Genomic DNA, 15,552 nt, shown 5'->3' with positions numbered 1-15,552 from the left:
TATTATGAATGACAATGCTATATTATTTAAGGAATGAGCTATGTTAAAATCAATAGATCCAACCTCTACATCTTCTTGGAAATCCCTTCAAGCCAGTTATCAAAAACATCATAATAAAACTATAGCCGAAATATTAAAAGACGAGCCTAAGCGAGTCGAAAAACTGAGTATTCCGTTTGAGGATGAGTTTTTGGTTGATCTTTCAAAAAACCGTTTAACGCAAGAAACATTAGAAATCCTTTATCAGCTTGTGGATGAGTGTGATTTAAATGGTGCGATTGAAGCAATGTATAGCGGTGAAAAAATTAATCGCACAGAAGATCGAGCGGTGTTACACGTTGCACTTCGTAATGTATCTAACTCTCCAATTTATGTTGATGGCAAAAATGTTATGGATGATGTCAATGCAGTGCTTGCTAAGATGGAGTCCTTTAGTAAAAAAGTGATTAGCGGAGAATGGAAAGGTTATACCGGTAAGGCTATCACCGATGTTGTTAATATCGGTATTGGTGGTTCAGATTTAGGCCCTCACATGATTACTGAAGCTCTTCGACCTTATAAAAACCATTTAACGATGCATTTTGTATCTAATGTTGATGGTACGCATATTGTAGAAGCATTAAAAGATCTTAATCCAGAAACAACACTCTTTTTAGTTGCGTCGAAAACTTTTACAACTCAAGAAACGATGACTAATGCTCAAACTGCCCGTCAATGGTTACTTGATGCAGCTAAAGATGATAAAGCAGTAGCACTGCATTTTGTTGCATTATCAACTAATACTAAAGAAGTTGAAAAGTTTGGTATTGATACTGCTAATATGTTTGAATTTTGGGATTGGGTTGGTGGTCGCTATTCGTCTTGGTCGGCAATTGGTTTATCAATCGTTCTTTCCATTGGTTATGAAAACTTTAAACAGTTTTTAGCTGGTGGCCATGCAATGGATAAACATTTCCAAAGCGCACCAATTGAAAAAAATATTCCGACTTTACTTGCTTTAATTGGTATTTGGTACAATAACTTTTATGGTGCCGAAACCGAAGCGATTCTACCTTATGATCAATATATGCATCGTTTTGCTGCTTATTTTCAACAAGGTAATATGGAATCAAATGGTAAAAGCGTTGATCGTAATGGTAATAAAACGACTTATACTACTGGACCTATTATTTGGGGTGAACCTGGTACTAATGGCCAACATGCCTTCTATCAATTGATTCATCAAGGTACTAAACTGATTCCTTGTGATTTTATTGCACCAGCAATTAGCCATAATCCGGTTGGAGATCATCATCCTAAATTACTTTCAAATTTCTTTGCACAAACTGAAGCTTTAGCTTTTGGTAAAACTGAGCAACAGGTAGAACAAGAATTCCTTGCGGCTGGTAAAAGCCTTGATGAAGTTAAATCTATTATTCCTTTTAAAGTTTTTGCCGGTAATAAGCCAACCAACTCTATTTTAGTCAAAAAAATCACACCTTATGCTCTAGGGGCATTAGTTGCTATGTATGAACACAAAATCTTCACACAAGGTGTTATTCTTAACATCTTTAGTTTTGATCAATGGGGTGTTGAACTAGGTAAACAGCTAGCTGGTCGTATTTTACCTGAATTAGCCGATGATAAACCTGTGAGTTCTCATGATGATTCAACTAACAACTTAATCAATCAATACAAGAAATGGCGTTAGAGCGAGTTTAACAATAGATAAAAAAAACCTTCAGTTTTAACTGAAGGTTTTTATAGATGATTATTTTTTAATACGCATAATTGGCGTTTTACCTGCTTCAACAGAACCAGTTAGTTTGGTTAGTTCAACTACTGTTTCCATATTTGAAATTACAACAGGAGTTAAAACTGATTTAGCTTTACTTTCAAGTAACGGTAGATCAATTTCAATGATAGTATCACCAATTTTAACTTGTTGTCCTTCTTCAGCAACACGAGTAAAACCTTCACCTTTTAGTTCAACGGTATCTATACCAAAATGAACAAAAAGTTCAATACCTTCATCTGACTCAATCGCAAAAGCATGATTAGTTTCAAAAATTTTGCCAATTTTACCATTTAATGGTGCGACAATTTTGTTGCCAGATGGTTTAATTGCAACGCCATCACCAACGATTTTTTCAGCAAAAACAACATCAGGCACATCTTCGATTTTAACGATCTCTCCACTAAGAGGTGCAATAATTTCAATGCTATTTTTGTTATCGTCAGAGACAAACTGTTTTATTTTATCAAATAGACCCATTATGGCCTCCTAACAAATTTGCTTTTCAGCAGTATATTTTTCAATTAAATCAGTTATTTCTTTAGCGGTTGCTTTTTCTAGTGCAGTTTCAGCAAATTTTTTCGCTTCTTCGTAATTGGTATTACGAATTAATTTTTTGATTTTAGGAATTGATACAGCACTCATACTAAACTCATCAAGTCCCATACCTAATAATAGGATAGTTGCTCTTTCATCACCAGCAAGTTCACCACACATTCCTGTCCATTTGCCTTCTTTATGAGAAGCATCAATGACATTTTTAATTAATGTTAACACTGATGGTGAAAACGGATTATAAAGATGTGATATAAGCTCATTACCACGGTCAACAGCAAGTGTATATTGGGTTAAATCGTTAGTACCAATACTGAAGAAGTCAACTTCTTTAGCTAAGTGACGAGCAATAACTGCTGCTGCAGGGGTTTCAATCATAACTCCAATTTCGATTTCTTTATCAAACGCTTTACCTTCGGCGGTTAATTGTTCTTTAAGAATATTGATTTCAGATTTTAAGATACGAATTTCTTCAACTGAAATAATCATTGGGAACATGATACGTAATTTACCAAAGGCTGAAGCACGTAGAATTGCGCGTAATTGTGCATGTAATATCTCTTTACGATCTAAACAGATACGAATTGCACGCCAACCTAAGAATGGATTTTCTTCTTTTGGTAAATGCATATAAGGTACATCTTTGTCACCACCAATATCCATGGTACGAACGATAATTGATAAACCATTCGTTGATTCGGCTACTTCTTTATATGCTTTGAATTGTTCTTCTTCATTAGGATACGCATCACGATCCATAAATAAGAATTCAGTGCGATAAAGACCAACACCTTCATAACCATTACGATCGGCACCAGCAATATCACGAACTGTACCGATATTGGCACAAATTTCCACTTGATGACCATCAAGAGTTACCGCTGGTAAATCTTTTAATTTTGCTAATTCTTCTTTGTCAGCAATATATTTTGCTTGGACTTGTTTTAATTTTTCTTCAGTAGTGTGATCAGGATTAATATAGATAGCGTTGTTGATAGCATCTAAAATAACAAAATCACCTTGTTTGATTGCTTGGGTTGCATTAGAGGTACCAACGATAGCTGGAATTTCTAATGAACGAGCCATGATTGAGGTATGTGAAGTGCGACCACCAGCATCAGTGATAAATCCTAACACCATATCTAAATTTAATTGTGCAGTTTCTGATGGTGTTAAATCAGTTGCAACTAGGATACAAGGTTGGCTAATAGCACTTAGATCAACAATTTCAATACCGAGAATGTTTTTCAATAGACGTTTGCCAATATCACGGATATCTGCAGCACGTTCTTTTAAATATTCGTCATCTAAGTTTTCTAACTCTTTTGCTTGCGTTTCAAATACAGATTGAACGGCAGCATCAGCACTTGAGTGTTTACTTTGGATACGTGAGATAACTTCTTGTTCAAGATCTTCATCCTCAAGAAGCATTATGTGACCTTCAAAAATGGCAGCTTTATCTTCACCTAATGTGGTTTTTGCTCTCTCCATGATAGCATTTAATTGTTCGCTTGATTTTTGACGAGCTTCTTTAAAGCGTTCGATTTCAGCGTCAATTTTGTTATCAAGAATTTGCCTATTATTAATTACAATAGGTTCTTCTTTTAATAATAGCGCTTTTGCAAAAGCGATACCTGGGGAAACAAGTATACCTGATACCATAACATTTAATCCTTATTCAATATTAAAACCGTTCAATAATAATTGGGAGTATTATTCCAATTCAGGAATTAATTTTACTAAATGAGTTACTGCTTCTTTTTCATCTTCACCTTCGGCTGAAATAGTAATAGTTGTGCCTTGAGTTAAGCCTAATGTTTGTAATTTGAATAAGCTTTTAGCGCTAGCACTTTTTCCGTTTGATGTGACAGTAATTTCAGCATTAAAGTTTTTTGCTTCTTTTACAAATTGCGCAGCAGGGCGAGTATGAAGGCCATTCGATGCAGTAATGGTTACATCTTGTTTATACATAATTATTTTACTCCCAAAAATATGTTTTTTCAGACGACAATATAAATAAAAACAGCGTGAAAGGCTAGTAAGATTTCACAGTTCTTTAACAATTCGTCCAATCTTGTAGATAATAATCAACCAAGTTAGCCGATATTATTGTTAATATCGGTAAATTCGAGTGATTTTATCACGACATTTTTTAAATTCCACCTGCCCGTGAATTCCTCGTTTGATATTTTCAAACACAACTTCTTCACTACCATCAAGTTGTGAAGCCCGGATCTCTTCGTGGCAAAAAGATTCAAATTTTTCAAGCTCTTGTTCGCTGTTGCCTAAATGATAATTTTTAGGTAAATCTTGGCTAGTTATAGAGGTATTTGTTTGATTCTGTACATTAAGAACAATCACGCCTTTATTGGGCACCCATGAACTACATGCAGTTAATGACATAACAAAGAATAAAAATAGCGAGGGCAATGCTACGATCAATCTAAAAATGTTCAAAATATTTCCTTTATAAAGCACAATAACCTGTTTATTATTTATAGCTAGGCATAAATTATATACTATTAATCCGTGAAAGTGCAGGGGGTGTGTTTTCACGGTATTTAAGACTAAGGTGGATCTAATGACTAATAGCAATAATTACAATGAACTTAATCGCCAACTTATCCAAAATAAAATCGGCATGACAGTGGCTGAATTACATGGTTTTTTATCAGGTATATTAGCTGGCGGCAATCATGATGAAAGCTGGAAAATTTTAACTAAGGATATGTTAAATGATGGGCAAAGCATTGCTGAACCTTTAAACAAAGAAATTGAAAAATTATATCATTTAACAAAACAGCAGCTTATTGATGAAGATTTTGAGTTTCAATTGTTACTCGGCGATCAAGATTTATTTACCCAAATTGATGATTTAGTCGGATGGGTTAATCATTTTTTATTAGGAATTGGTTTGGTTCAACCTAAAATTAATCGGGTTAAAGGTGATGTTGGTGAGGCAATATACGACCTGAGACAAATCGTTAAATTGGGTTATGATGAAAATGAAGATCAGCAAGAGTTAGGCTTTGCATTTGAAGAAATTAAAGAATACGTTCGGATCACGGCGATGCTTTGTTTTGATGAATTTAACGAATCTGATATAACCCCAACTATTCATTAATATCAGTATCATTGATTTTTAAGGTGCAAGTTATGGTAGATATGCATAGCAAAACAGAACTTTTAGCGCGACGAAATAAATTATTGGCACAAATGGAGCCAAATAGTATCGCTTTGTTTTTTGCTTCACCAGAGGTTACGCGAAGCAATGATACTCACTATCCTTATCGGCAAGATAGTGATTTTTGGTATTTTACTTTTTTTGCCGAGCCAGAAGCACTATTGGCGGTAATAAAGGAATCTGATAATCAGGCTCGATACATATTATTTAACCGTAAAAAGGATCCTTTAGCGGAAACATGGACCGGATATCGGTTAGGTCAACAAGCTGCACTTGAAAAAGTTTTAGTAGATGAAGCCTATCTTTTTGATGAGATTGATGAGGTTTTGCCTAATTTAATCAATGGTAAAAAAGCTATTTATTATGCTGACCAGCTATATCATTATGCTGACGAGATAATTAAAAAAACGCTTAATACGCTACGGCAAGGCGGTCGATTAAAACTTTCAGCGCCAAGCATTGTTATTGATTGGCGACCAATCGTTCACGAAATGCGGATGTTTAAGTCTGAATACGAAATCGCCATTTTACGCCAAGCTTGTGAAATAAGTGCTAAGGCACATATTCGAGCAATGCAAAAATGTCAGCCCAATTGGTTTGAATATCAATTAGAAGCCGAAATTTTACACGAGTTTGCTCGGCGTGGTGCTCGTTGGCCGTCATATAACACTATTGTTGGTGGCGGAAATAATGGTTGTATATTGCATTATGAAAATAATAGTGACCAATTGAAAGATGGCGATTTAGTCTTAATTGATGCTGGTTGTGAATATCAATATTATGCCGGTGATATCACCCGTACATTTCCTATAAATGGTAAATTTAATCAGTCACAACGTGAAATATATGACATTGTGTTAACGGCACAATACGCGGCAATCAAATTATTACAACCAGGTACTGCAATATCAATAGTAAACCAACAAATTATTCGAATTATGGTTGAAGGTTTAGTTAAACTTGGCATTATGCAGGGCGATATCGAGACGTTAATTGCAAATAAAGCTTACATGGCATTTTATATGCATGGTTTAGGACATTGGCTAGGTATTGATGTGCATGATGTCGGTAGCGATCGTGATCGCATTCTTGCTGCAGGCATGGTGTTAACGGTTGAACCAGGGCTCTATATTAATCAAGAAGCCGATGTTCCTGAGCGTTATAAAGGAATCGGCATCCGCATAGAGGATAATATTTTAATTACTGATTCAGGTAATGAAGTTTTAACCGCAATGGTGCCTAAAGATCCTCAACAAATTGAGAAGTTAATGCAAATCAATAAATAAACTTATGATCAAGTAAGGTGCTAATCAATAAATTAAGATTAGCACCATTAAGTTTTATTTTAAATAAATACTATTGAATGATAGTTATTGATTGATAAATGTCAGTTTAGCCGTTACCTAAACTAATTGAGCTATCACGATTAAAGATAATCTTCATTTTGATATCTTTACCAGCAATTGGTTTGTATTTCCATGTTTTCATTGCTGTGATCACTGAGCGATTAAAAATATTATTGGGTTGAGCTTCAATAATTCTAATATTTTCAACTCGCCCTTCACTATTTACATCAAACATGACAATAACATGACCTTCTAAGCGCATGTCTAGTGCTCTTCTTGGATATTCTGGGCGATTTCGGCTAATCGGTGTTGGAGTGCCCGAATATTGCTGACTATCAGAAATTTTAGGTGCTACTGATGTTTTTGCCGTATTATCACTAATTGCTTCTTGTCTAACTTGTTGATGAGAAGCTTTTTGTGTAGGTGGCTTTTTCTTTTTTGGTTTCGGTTTTGGTTCTGGTTTTACTATTGTTGGTTTATCCGGTTCAACAGTAGGTTTTTCGGGTTCTTTTTCCGGTGTACGCTCAGGTGTTTCTTCTTTAACAACTTCAGGTTCTACAACAGGTTCAACGGGTTGCTCTTCGATAGGTTTATTATCTATGATTTCACTGTTTTCAGCACCTTGAATATCAGGCGTATTTTCAACTAATGATTGTTCTGGGGCTGCTAACTGAGTAAGGTCAACCATTACGGCTTTAATTGAATCATCACCTTCATCAATCATAATATTATTTGCGAACAATGCCGAGCTAAATAATAATCCTAATAAAAGTAGATGAGATATCACAGCAACAGATGCAAATACGTATATATAATCATCCTTTTGCTTATTTGCAGCAGATGATTGCGGCTCTTTTTCTGTGTTGATATCTATATCAAAATTGATCTTCATAACAGTAATAATTTTTCCCTTAGGGTGTGTATTCTAAATGAAAATGCTTATCATTTGTAGCATTTTTTTAAATATGATTTATCAATAACTTGTTGCATAAAAATATTTATCAGATAATAGTAAGTAAATATCTCTCATTTGTAGCGGTTAGACTGATGAATAATCCATCGATAAAACAGATACTCGATCTAGTTCAAGACGATTTAGTGAAGGTTAATCAGGCAATACAAGCAGAGCTTAGCTCTGATGTTGTATTAATCAATCAATTAGGCAATTACATTATTAGTAGTGGCGGTAAACGTATTCGTCCAATCATTGCCTTGCTCATTGCTAAAGCACTGAATTATCAGGGTGATAAACATATTATAACGGCTGCTTTTATCGAATTTATTCATACTGCAACCTTATTGCATGATGATGTTGTTGATGAGTCAGATTTACGGCGAGGAAAATCAACAGCTAATGCATTATTTGGTAATGCTGCTAGTGTTCTGGTGGGCGATTATATTTATACTCGTTCTTTTCAAATGATGGTTCGTACCGAATCATTTAAAGTATTACAAATTATGTCTGAAGCCACGAATATTATTGCAGAAGGTGAAGTTCAACAACTACTTAATTGTAATGATCCTGATATTACTAAAGAACAATATCTACAAGTCATATATCGTAAAACAGCAAGACTATTTGAAGCGACTTCTCATTCCGCTGCTGTCCTTGCTGAAGCAACCCCAGAACAAGAATTTGCCTTGCAAGAATATGGAAAATATTTAGGTACTGCTTTTCAAATTATTGATGACTTATTAGATTATAGTGCCGATAGTAATCAAAAATTGGGTAAAAATTTGGGTGATGATCTTAATGAGGGTAAACCGACATTACCACTATTACATGCTATGCATCACGCTAACGCGCAGGATGCGGCTTTAATTCGGCAAGCGATTGAACAAGGAAATGGTCGTCATTTGTTAGAGCATGTTTTAGCTGTGATGAAATCATGCGGATCGCTTGAATTTACTTTAAAAATAGCCCAGCAAGAGGCGAACAAAGCGTTTAATGTGATTTCAATTTTACCAGATTCTCCTTATAAAAAAGCATTACAAGATCTGGCATTGTTATCAGTAAAAAGGGAAAACTAACAGTGAAGTTTATTTGATAATTTTAAATACATTATTTATACAATTTGTTTAATTAACACTTTTTTACTATAGATGGTGAAAATTTTAAATTGAATTTTATTCTGTTATGCAAACAGTTTGTTCCCTTTTTATAACAATCCCATTGTTCAAATAAGGTTATTATTATGTTCAAAAGATCTTGGCCAGTTTTATTAATTTTTGTATCAATGATTTCTGTACAATCAAGTGCTTCATTTGCTAAATATTTGTTCCCAATACTTGGACCAGAAGCAATGACTGCGTGGCGTTTATTTTTTTCCTCTATTTTATTGGTCATAATCTTTAAACCATGGCGTAAAAAGATTTCAAAATCAGCAATTAAATATATTATTTTGTATGGTATTGCCATGGGTTGCATGAATTTATCTTTTTATAATGCTATCTCTCGTATTCCTTTAGGTATTGCTGTCGCAATTGAATTGACCGGCCCAATTATGGTGGCTATGTTTTCCGGTCGACGATTAACCGATTTTATTTGGTTAGGTATTGCCATAATTGGATTAGTTATGTTGTTGCCTATTCATCAAGCAGGCAGTGACTTAGATCCGATTGGTCTTTTATTGGCTTTATGTGCTGGAAGTTGTTGGGCTGGTTATATTCTTTTTGGTCGTAAAGCTGGCGAAATATATGGTGCGCCAAGTGTTGCGCTTGGTTCGATTGTTGCTTCAGTACTACTCTTTCCAATTGGGGTATGGCAAAGTGGTAGTACAATGTTTTCCTTGGATATTTTGCCATTGGCTTTCATGGTTTCACTATTAGCGTCAGCGATTCCTTATGGCCTTGATATGGTTGCATTACCACGCTTACCAGCCCAAACTTTTAGTACCTTAATGAGTTTGTCACCGGTATTTGCGGCGTTTTCCGGATTAATTGTGTTGCACGAACAGTTAACACATTATCAATGGTTGGCTATTATGTTTATTATCGTTTCATCGATTGGAACGGTATTAACTATGCATCGGCCAAGTAAAATTAAAGCAATAAATCGCGAGAATTAAGTTTATTGAAATACTATCGCGCCAAGCTGCGCGATAGTAATGAATTGAAAGAAAGAGAAAAGTAAAACGTTATCTAGGTGGGAAACCCATGCCTCCGCCCATTAAACCTTTCATTTGACGCATCATCTTCATCATGCCGCCACCTTTCATTTTTTTCATCATTTTTTGCATATCTTCAAACTGTTTAAGTAGTTTGTTGACATCTTGTACTTGTGTTCCTGATCCATTTGCAATACGGCGTTTGCGTGATCCTTTGATGATTTCTGGATTCGCTCGCTCTTTTAATGTCATAGAACCAATTATTGCTTCCATTTTGATGGTGATTTTGTCATCCATTTGCGCTTTAATATGATCTGGTAGTTGACCTACCCCCGGTAATTTAGCCAGCATGGCCCCCATTCCGCCCATATTACGCATCTGTTTAAGCTGATCTTGAAAATCATTAAAGTCAAATTTATCGCCTTTTTTTAACTTTTTAGCGATTTTTTCCGCTTTTTCACGATCAACATTACTCTGTAATTCTTCAATTAAAGAGAGAACATCTCCCATGCCTAAAATACGTGACGCGATACGGTCAGGGTAAAAAGGCTCTAATGCATCCGTTTTTTCCCCCATCCCTAAAAACTTAATTGGTTTACCGGTGATATGGCGGATAGATAATGCCGCACCACCACGAGCATCACCATCAACTTTAGTTAAAATGACACCGGTTAGTGGTAAGGCATCGTTAAATGCTTTAGCTGTATTGGCAGCATCTTGCCCGGTCATTGCATCGACAACAAATAGCGTTTCAATTGGATTGATTGCATCATGTAGTGCTTTGATTTCATCCATCATCTCGCTATCAACATGCAATCGACCAGCGGTATCGACAATCAGTACATCAAAAAATTGTAATTTCGCATGTGAAATTGCTTTATTAACAATATCAACCGGTTTTTGATTGATATCTGATGGGAAGAACTCGACATCAATTGCTTTAGCAAGTGTTTCTAATTGTTTTATTGCTGCGGGTCGATAGACATCGGCAGAAACAACTAATACTTTCTTTTTTTGTTTTTCTTTTAAGAATTTTGCCAGTTTTGCAACGCTAGTTGTTTTACCTGCACCTTGTAAACCAGCCATTAGTATTACAGCTGGAGGTTGAGTAGCTAAGTTAAGTGAACTATTAACTTCACCCATTGCTGCAGTAAGTTCAGCTTGAACGATTTTAATAAATTCTTGGCCTGGGGTTAGCGTTTTATTCACGTCCAAACCGACGGCTTTTTGTTTAACTTGATTAATAAATTCTCGTACTACAGGTAGAGCAACATCAGCTTCAAGTAATGCCATTCGGACATCACGTAGTGCATCTTTGATATTATCTTCAGACAGACGTCCACGACCACTAATATTGCGGAATGTCTGCGATAAACGGTCAGTTAAATTCTCAAACATACTAACTCTCAACAAATGAAAAAATTATCACCTATCATATCAGAAAATTTGCAGAAGTCCCATGCTCATAAATTTGTTATAGCTTGACACAAAATTGTGTTCCTGTTGAAATGAGAGTCATAATAAATAAAAGGAGAAATTTATCTATGGCGAAAGTAGTTAATACCGATAAAGCCCCTGCAGCTATTGGTCCTTATGTGCAAGGTATTGATTTGGGCAATATGTTATTTGCATCAGGTCAAATCCCAATTAATCCAGCAACTGGTGAGATACCAACTTGTGTGAAAGAACAAGCTAAGCAAAGTTTAGCTAATGTTAAAGCAATTGTTACTGAGGCGGGTTATCAAGTTAAAAATATCGTTAAAACAACTATTTTTTTAGCTGATATGAATGATTTTGCTGATGTTAATAGTGTCTATGAAGCATTTTTTACCGAAAATCAAGCAAGCTTTCCAGCGCGTTCTTGTGTGCAAGTAGCTCGCATCCCTAAAGATGCAAAAGTTGAAATAGAAGTTATCGCTGTTAAATAAGTTTGCCAAAGTGATTAGCACCAATAGGTGCTAATGAAGCAAAAAAGTTGAGGAAAGGGTTTTTTGTGGCTTTTTTTGCTAAATATCCCTATTTTTTGTCACCAATTATGACGTTTTTCTATCTGAATCAGACTGTTAAACAGTCGATTTTATTTGCCTAAAATTATTTATATTTAAACTGTTATTTTGTGATTGATTGCCAATTAAGTTGGTGCAATAATCTACAATTATACATTGCTATTTATTGGTTAATTAGGTAGGAAAAATGTTTGAAAAAGTAGAGTCGTATGCTGGTGATCCAATTTTGTCATTAGTCGCAGAATTTAATAATGATAGTCGTCAAGATAAGACTAATTTGAGTATTGGTTATTATTATGATGAAAACAGTCAGGTTCCACAATTATCATGTATTAAAACGGCTCGTGATTATATTTATCAACATCAACAAGGTGCACAACTTTATTTACCAATGAGTGGTTTACCTAGTTATTGCCAAGCAATTCAATCACTACTTTTTGGTGAAGATAATCCTGCTATTCAAGCTAAAAGAATTGCGACTATTCAAACGTTAGGTGGATCAGGTGCCCTTAAAGTTGGTGCTGATTTTCTATATCATTATTTCCCTAATTCGCAAGTATGGGTTAGTGATCCAACTTGGGAAAATCATATTGCTATTTTTAGTGGTGCTGGCTTTAAAGTAAATAAATATCCTTATTTTGACCCAGCAACTTGTGGTGTAAAATTTGAAGCTATGCTAGATACATTAAATAGCTTGCCGGCTAAAAGTATCGTGCTATTACATCCTTGTTGTCATAATCCTACCGGTGTCGATTTAACACAGCAGCAGTGGGATAAAGTGATTGAAGTTTTACAAAATCGTGATCTTATCCCATTTATGGATATTGCTTATCAAGGTTTTGGTGAAAGTATCGAAAGCGATAGTTATGCAATCAAAAAAGTCGCTGAGAAAGGATTATGTGGTTTGATTAGTAATTCTTTTTCCAAAACGTTTTCGCTGTATGGAGAACGGGTAGGTGGATTATCCGTATTATGTGATGATAGCCAAGCAGCAAATTGTGTATTTGGTCAGTTACAAGCAACAGTTCGTCGTAACTATTCCAGTCCAGCCGCTTATGGTGCGCAGTTAGTGTCATATGTATTAAATAATACGGAACTTAAAACTTTATGGTTTCAAGAAGTTCAAACCATGCGCAACCGTATTGTAACCATGCGTTCAACGCTAGTCGATTTATTAAAAACAGCCGTACCGACACAAAATTTTGATTATTTAGTTAAACAAAGAGGTATGTTTAGTTATACAGGTTTTTCTAAAGAGCAAGTCACACAGCTAAAAGATGATTTCGCCGTTTATTTGGTGGGCAGCGGAAGAATGTGTGTGGCGGGATTAAATCACCATAATATACATCGTGTAGCAGAAGCATTTGCCACAATAAAATCATAATGTGACTAACTAGAGGAGAATCACATGTTACGTAAAGTATTTATTTTAATGGTAAGTATTGCGATGACAACAATGGTAGTTGGTTGTAACACGTTTAAAGGTGTCGGTAAAGATGTTCAATCTGGCGGTAAAGCAATTACTAATACTGCTGAAAATGTTAGTGAAAAGATGTAAATAGTAGCTGGAGTTACTTATAAATATTTTATAAGTAAACAATAAATGATGTATCGTATTTTTAATATTTTCTTTATATTTTTACTTGTAGGGTGTGGTTCGTTGAATTTTCGAACTACACCTTTAACAATGGAAAATTGCCAGTATCAAAATCGTTCTGGTATTGAATTTAAGCTAAACCAGCTTGAACCCAATCTTACAGAATATCCCCATATTTATCTCTCACAAAGTCGAGCGAGTAATCATTTACCAATAAGTTATGTTGGTTTAAAAGGCAAATTAACCGGTCAAACTTTTGAGCGCGATTATCCAAAAGAGACATTTTGGCGGAGTCCTAATATATTTGAACGAGCATCAATGTATGATGATGGTTATGACGATTTGTATATCAGTGTTAAACAGAAAGAAGCTCGTGATCGTAAGGCAAAATTTGTGGTCAAAGAAGCGGTATTAGAAAACTGTCAGATTATCTATATTTCCATTGATTCTTTAGCTAAAGACAGGGATAATCCTTCATTAATTCAATCTGAGGATTTATCTATTTTAAATTAAGGATATTTGTATGTCTGATAACTTAACTCTCAAAGGATTAGGTGGTTGGCTCATTGTTGTTGCGATAAGATTATTTTTGAGTTGTATCACTAGTTTATTTTTGATTCTTTTTAGTAGCATTACCTTTATAAAATTGGCTAATCTTACTAATTCTATTTTTTATATTGAAAATCTTAATTGGATTTATCCATTAGAAATCGGTATGAATTTGATTATTATCTTTTTTAATATCTACTTACTTTATCTCTTTTTCACTAAAAATTATAAATTTCCATCTTTGATGATTTGTTTTGAACTGTTAGTTATTGTATTTATGCTTTTAGATCAGTTTATTACTCATCAATTTACCTCATTTAAAATTGAAAGCCGTGATTTGTTTCATATAGCCAAAAACATTATTTTGAGTATTATTTGCATTTCCTATATGCTTAATTCAAAGCGAGTTTATAACACGTTTGTTAATGGACATCGTAAAGTGGAAAATTATAACAATGTTATTAGTTAATTTATTTTTTAAGGAACTAAAATGTCATTAAATTTTGAACCTTCTTTGAAGGGAAAAGTTAAAAAAGCCGTAATTCCAGTGGCAGGTCTTGGTACGAGAATGTTACCTGCAACCAAAGCGATTCCTAAAGAGATGTTACCCGTGGTTGATAAACCACTTATTCAATATGTAGTCAAAGAGTGTATTGCAGCAGGAATAACTGAAATTATTTTTGTTACCCATTCGTCTAAAAATTCGATTGAAAATCATTTTGATACTAGCTTCGAACTTGAAGCTATGTTAGAAGCGCGAGTTAAACGTCAACTCTTGCAAGAAGTGCAAGCAATACTACCAAAACATGTCACTATCACAAGTGTTCGCCAAGGTTTAGCCAAAGGGCTTGGTCATGCGGTACTTTGTGCTTATCCTTTAGTTGGTGATGAACCTTTTGCTGTTGTGTTACCTGATGTAATTATTGATGAGTATGATAGCGATCTTACTCAAGATAATTTAGCGGCGATGATTCATAATTATCATGATACTAAGCATAGCCAAATTATGGTTGAACCGGTACCTAAAGAACTTGTTTCATCTTATGGTATTGTTGACTGCCGCGGCGAAGAGTTATCTGCAGGTAATGTAACACAAATGTATAGTGTTGTTGAAAAACCGTCAATTGAAGATGCGCCATCTAACCAATCTGTGGTAGGCCGTTATGTGTTGTCTGAAAAAATTTGGCCTTTATTAGCCAAAACACCATTAGGTGCTGGTGGTGAAATTCAATTAACTGACGCAATTGCGATGTTACTTGCAGAAGATCCTGTTGATGCCTATTGCATTAAAGGCCGAAGCCATGATTGTGGTAATAAATTAGGTTATGTCCAAACTTTTGTTCAATATGCAATGCGTCACAAAAGCTTAGGTGATGATGTTAAAGCATGGTTAAAAACGATTTAATTTTATCTTTATTTCTGATGTAAAAAAGA

General features: G+C 34.8%; 17 protein-coding genes. 11 read left to right on the top strand and 6 right to left on the bottom strand.

The annotated features are described in order from the left end of the window. Positions 1-40: 40 nt before the first annotated feature. Positions 41-1,690, top strand: coding sequence for a glucose-6-phosphate isomerase (gene pgi, locus B6C84_RS05440; protein ID WP_086354089.1), 1,650 nt, complete (start codon positions 41-43; stop codon positions 1,688-1,690). A 60-nt stretch (positions 1,691-1,750) separates the two neighbouring features. On the opposite strand, the gene crr is transcribed toward pgi, so the two are convergent. From crr to B6C84_RS05420, 4 genes are all read right to left on the bottom strand, one after another. After that, entirely contained in the window at positions 1,751-2,254 is a 504-nt protein-coding gene (crr, locus tag B6C84_RS05435; RefSeq protein ID WP_065578381.1) for a PTS glucose transporter subunit IIA, read from the bottom strand. A gap of 9 nt (positions 2,255-2,263) precedes the next feature. After that, complete coding sequence (gene ptsI, locus B6C84_RS05430) at positions 2,264-3,991, bottom strand: phosphoenolpyruvate-protein phosphotransferase PtsI (RefSeq protein WP_034901725.1); 1,728 nt, start codon at positions 3,989-3,991, stop codon at positions 2,264-2,266. A gap of 51 nt (positions 3,992-4,042) precedes the next feature. Continuing rightward, positions 4,043-4,300 carry a phosphocarrier protein Hpr gene (ptsH, locus tag B6C84_RS05425; protein WP_034901724.1) on the bottom strand — a complete coding sequence of 86 codons (258 nt, stop codon included), beginning with the start codon at positions 4,298-4,300 and terminating at the stop codon, positions 4,043-4,045. A 141-nt stretch (positions 4,301-4,441) separates the two neighbouring features. Continuing rightward, positions 4,442-4,786, bottom strand: a complete 345-nt coding sequence (locus B6C84_RS05420) for a hypothetical protein (RefSeq protein ID WP_034901722.1) — start codon at positions 4,784-4,786, stop codon at positions 4,442-4,444. A 124-nt stretch (positions 4,787-4,910) separates the two neighbouring features. Here B6C84_RS05420 and B6C84_RS05415 point away from each other — a divergent pair, with 124 nt between their 5' ends. Next, positions 4,911-5,453, top strand: a complete 543-nt coding sequence (locus B6C84_RS05415; RefSeq protein WP_065578380.1) for a UPF0149 family protein — start codon at positions 4,911-4,913, stop codon at positions 5,451-5,453. 32 nt (positions 5,454-5,485) lie between these two features. Next, positions 5,486-6,799 (top strand): Xaa-Pro aminopeptidase, encoded by a 1,314-nt coding sequence (gene pepP / locus B6C84_RS05410; RefSeq protein ID WP_086354090.1) that lies wholly within the window; start codon positions 5,486-5,488, stop codon positions 6,797-6,799. A 106-nt stretch (positions 6,800-6,905) separates the two neighbouring features. On the opposite strand, the gene B6C84_RS05405 is transcribed toward pepP, so the two are convergent. Beyond that, complete coding sequence (locus tag B6C84_RS05405; protein ID WP_086354091.1) at positions 6,906-7,751, bottom strand: TonB family protein; 846 nt, start codon at positions 7,749-7,751, stop codon at positions 6,906-6,908. A gap of 155 nt (positions 7,752-7,906) precedes the next feature. On the opposite strand from B6C84_RS05405, the gene ispB reads away from it, so the two are divergent. Next, entirely contained in the window at positions 7,907-8,890 is a 984-nt protein-coding gene (ispB, locus tag B6C84_RS05400) for an octaprenyl diphosphate synthase (protein ID WP_065578377.1), read from the top strand. Positions 8,891-9,054: 164 nt separating this feature from the next. Beyond that, the gene (locus B6C84_RS05395) at positions 9,055-9,927 is read left to right on the top strand and encodes an EamA family transporter (protein WP_086354092.1); all 873 of its coding nucleotides are present in this window, start codon (positions 9,055-9,057) and stop codon (positions 9,925-9,927) included. A gap of 69 nt (positions 9,928-9,996) precedes the next feature. Here B6C84_RS05395 and ffh read toward each other — a convergent pair whose 3' ends face one another. After that, entirely contained in the window at positions 9,997-11,364 is a 1,368-nt protein-coding gene (gene ffh, locus B6C84_RS05390) for a signal recognition particle protein (RefSeq protein WP_086320881.1), read from the bottom strand. Positions 11,365-11,510: 146 nt separating this feature from the next. Between ffh and B6C84_RS05385 the strand changes: the two genes are divergently transcribed. The 6 genes from B6C84_RS05385 (at position 11,511) to galU (ending at position 15,523) form a co-directional block, all read left to right on the top strand. Next, positions 11,511-11,894: a RidA family protein gene (locus B6C84_RS05385; RefSeq protein WP_086320882.1), complete on the top strand. Its 384-nt coding sequence runs from the start codon at positions 11,511-11,513 to the stop codon at positions 11,892-11,894. A 265-nt stretch (positions 11,895-12,159) separates the two neighbouring features. Beyond that, positions 12,160-13,356 (top strand): amino acid aminotransferase, encoded by a 1,197-nt coding sequence (locus B6C84_RS05380; RefSeq protein ID WP_086320883.1) that lies wholly within the window; start codon positions 12,160-12,162, stop codon positions 13,354-13,356. A gap of 24 nt (positions 13,357-13,380) precedes the next feature. Beyond that, complete coding sequence (locus B6C84_RS05375) at positions 13,381-13,530, top strand: entericidin A/B family lipoprotein (protein ID WP_065578372.1); 150 nt, start codon at positions 13,381-13,383, stop codon at positions 13,528-13,530. 102 nt (positions 13,531-13,632) lie between these two features. Beyond that, complete coding sequence (locus B6C84_RS05370) at positions 13,633-14,082, top strand: hypothetical protein (protein ID WP_133052209.1); 450 nt, start codon at positions 13,633-13,635, stop codon at positions 14,080-14,082. A gap of 10 nt (positions 14,083-14,092) precedes the next feature. Beyond that, positions 14,093-14,587: a DUF2569 domain-containing protein gene (locus B6C84_RS05365; RefSeq protein ID WP_086320885.1), complete on the top strand. Its 495-nt coding sequence runs from the start codon at positions 14,093-14,095 to the stop codon at positions 14,585-14,587. 21 nt (positions 14,588-14,608) lie between these two features. Continuing rightward, entirely contained in the window at positions 14,609-15,523 is a 915-nt protein-coding gene (gene galU / locus B6C84_RS05360; RefSeq protein WP_086354094.1) for a UTP--glucose-1-phosphate uridylyltransferase GalU, read from the top strand. Positions 15,524-15,552 lie beyond the last annotated feature (29 nt).

The organism is Gilliamella apis, from assembly GCF_002142155.1.
GTDB classification, from domain to species: domain Bacteria; phylum Pseudomonadota; class Gammaproteobacteria; order Enterobacterales; family Orbaceae; genus Gilliamella; species Gilliamella apis.
Note: the sequence above shows the minus strand (reverse complement) of the source record. Positions and strands in the feature narration are given on the sequence as shown.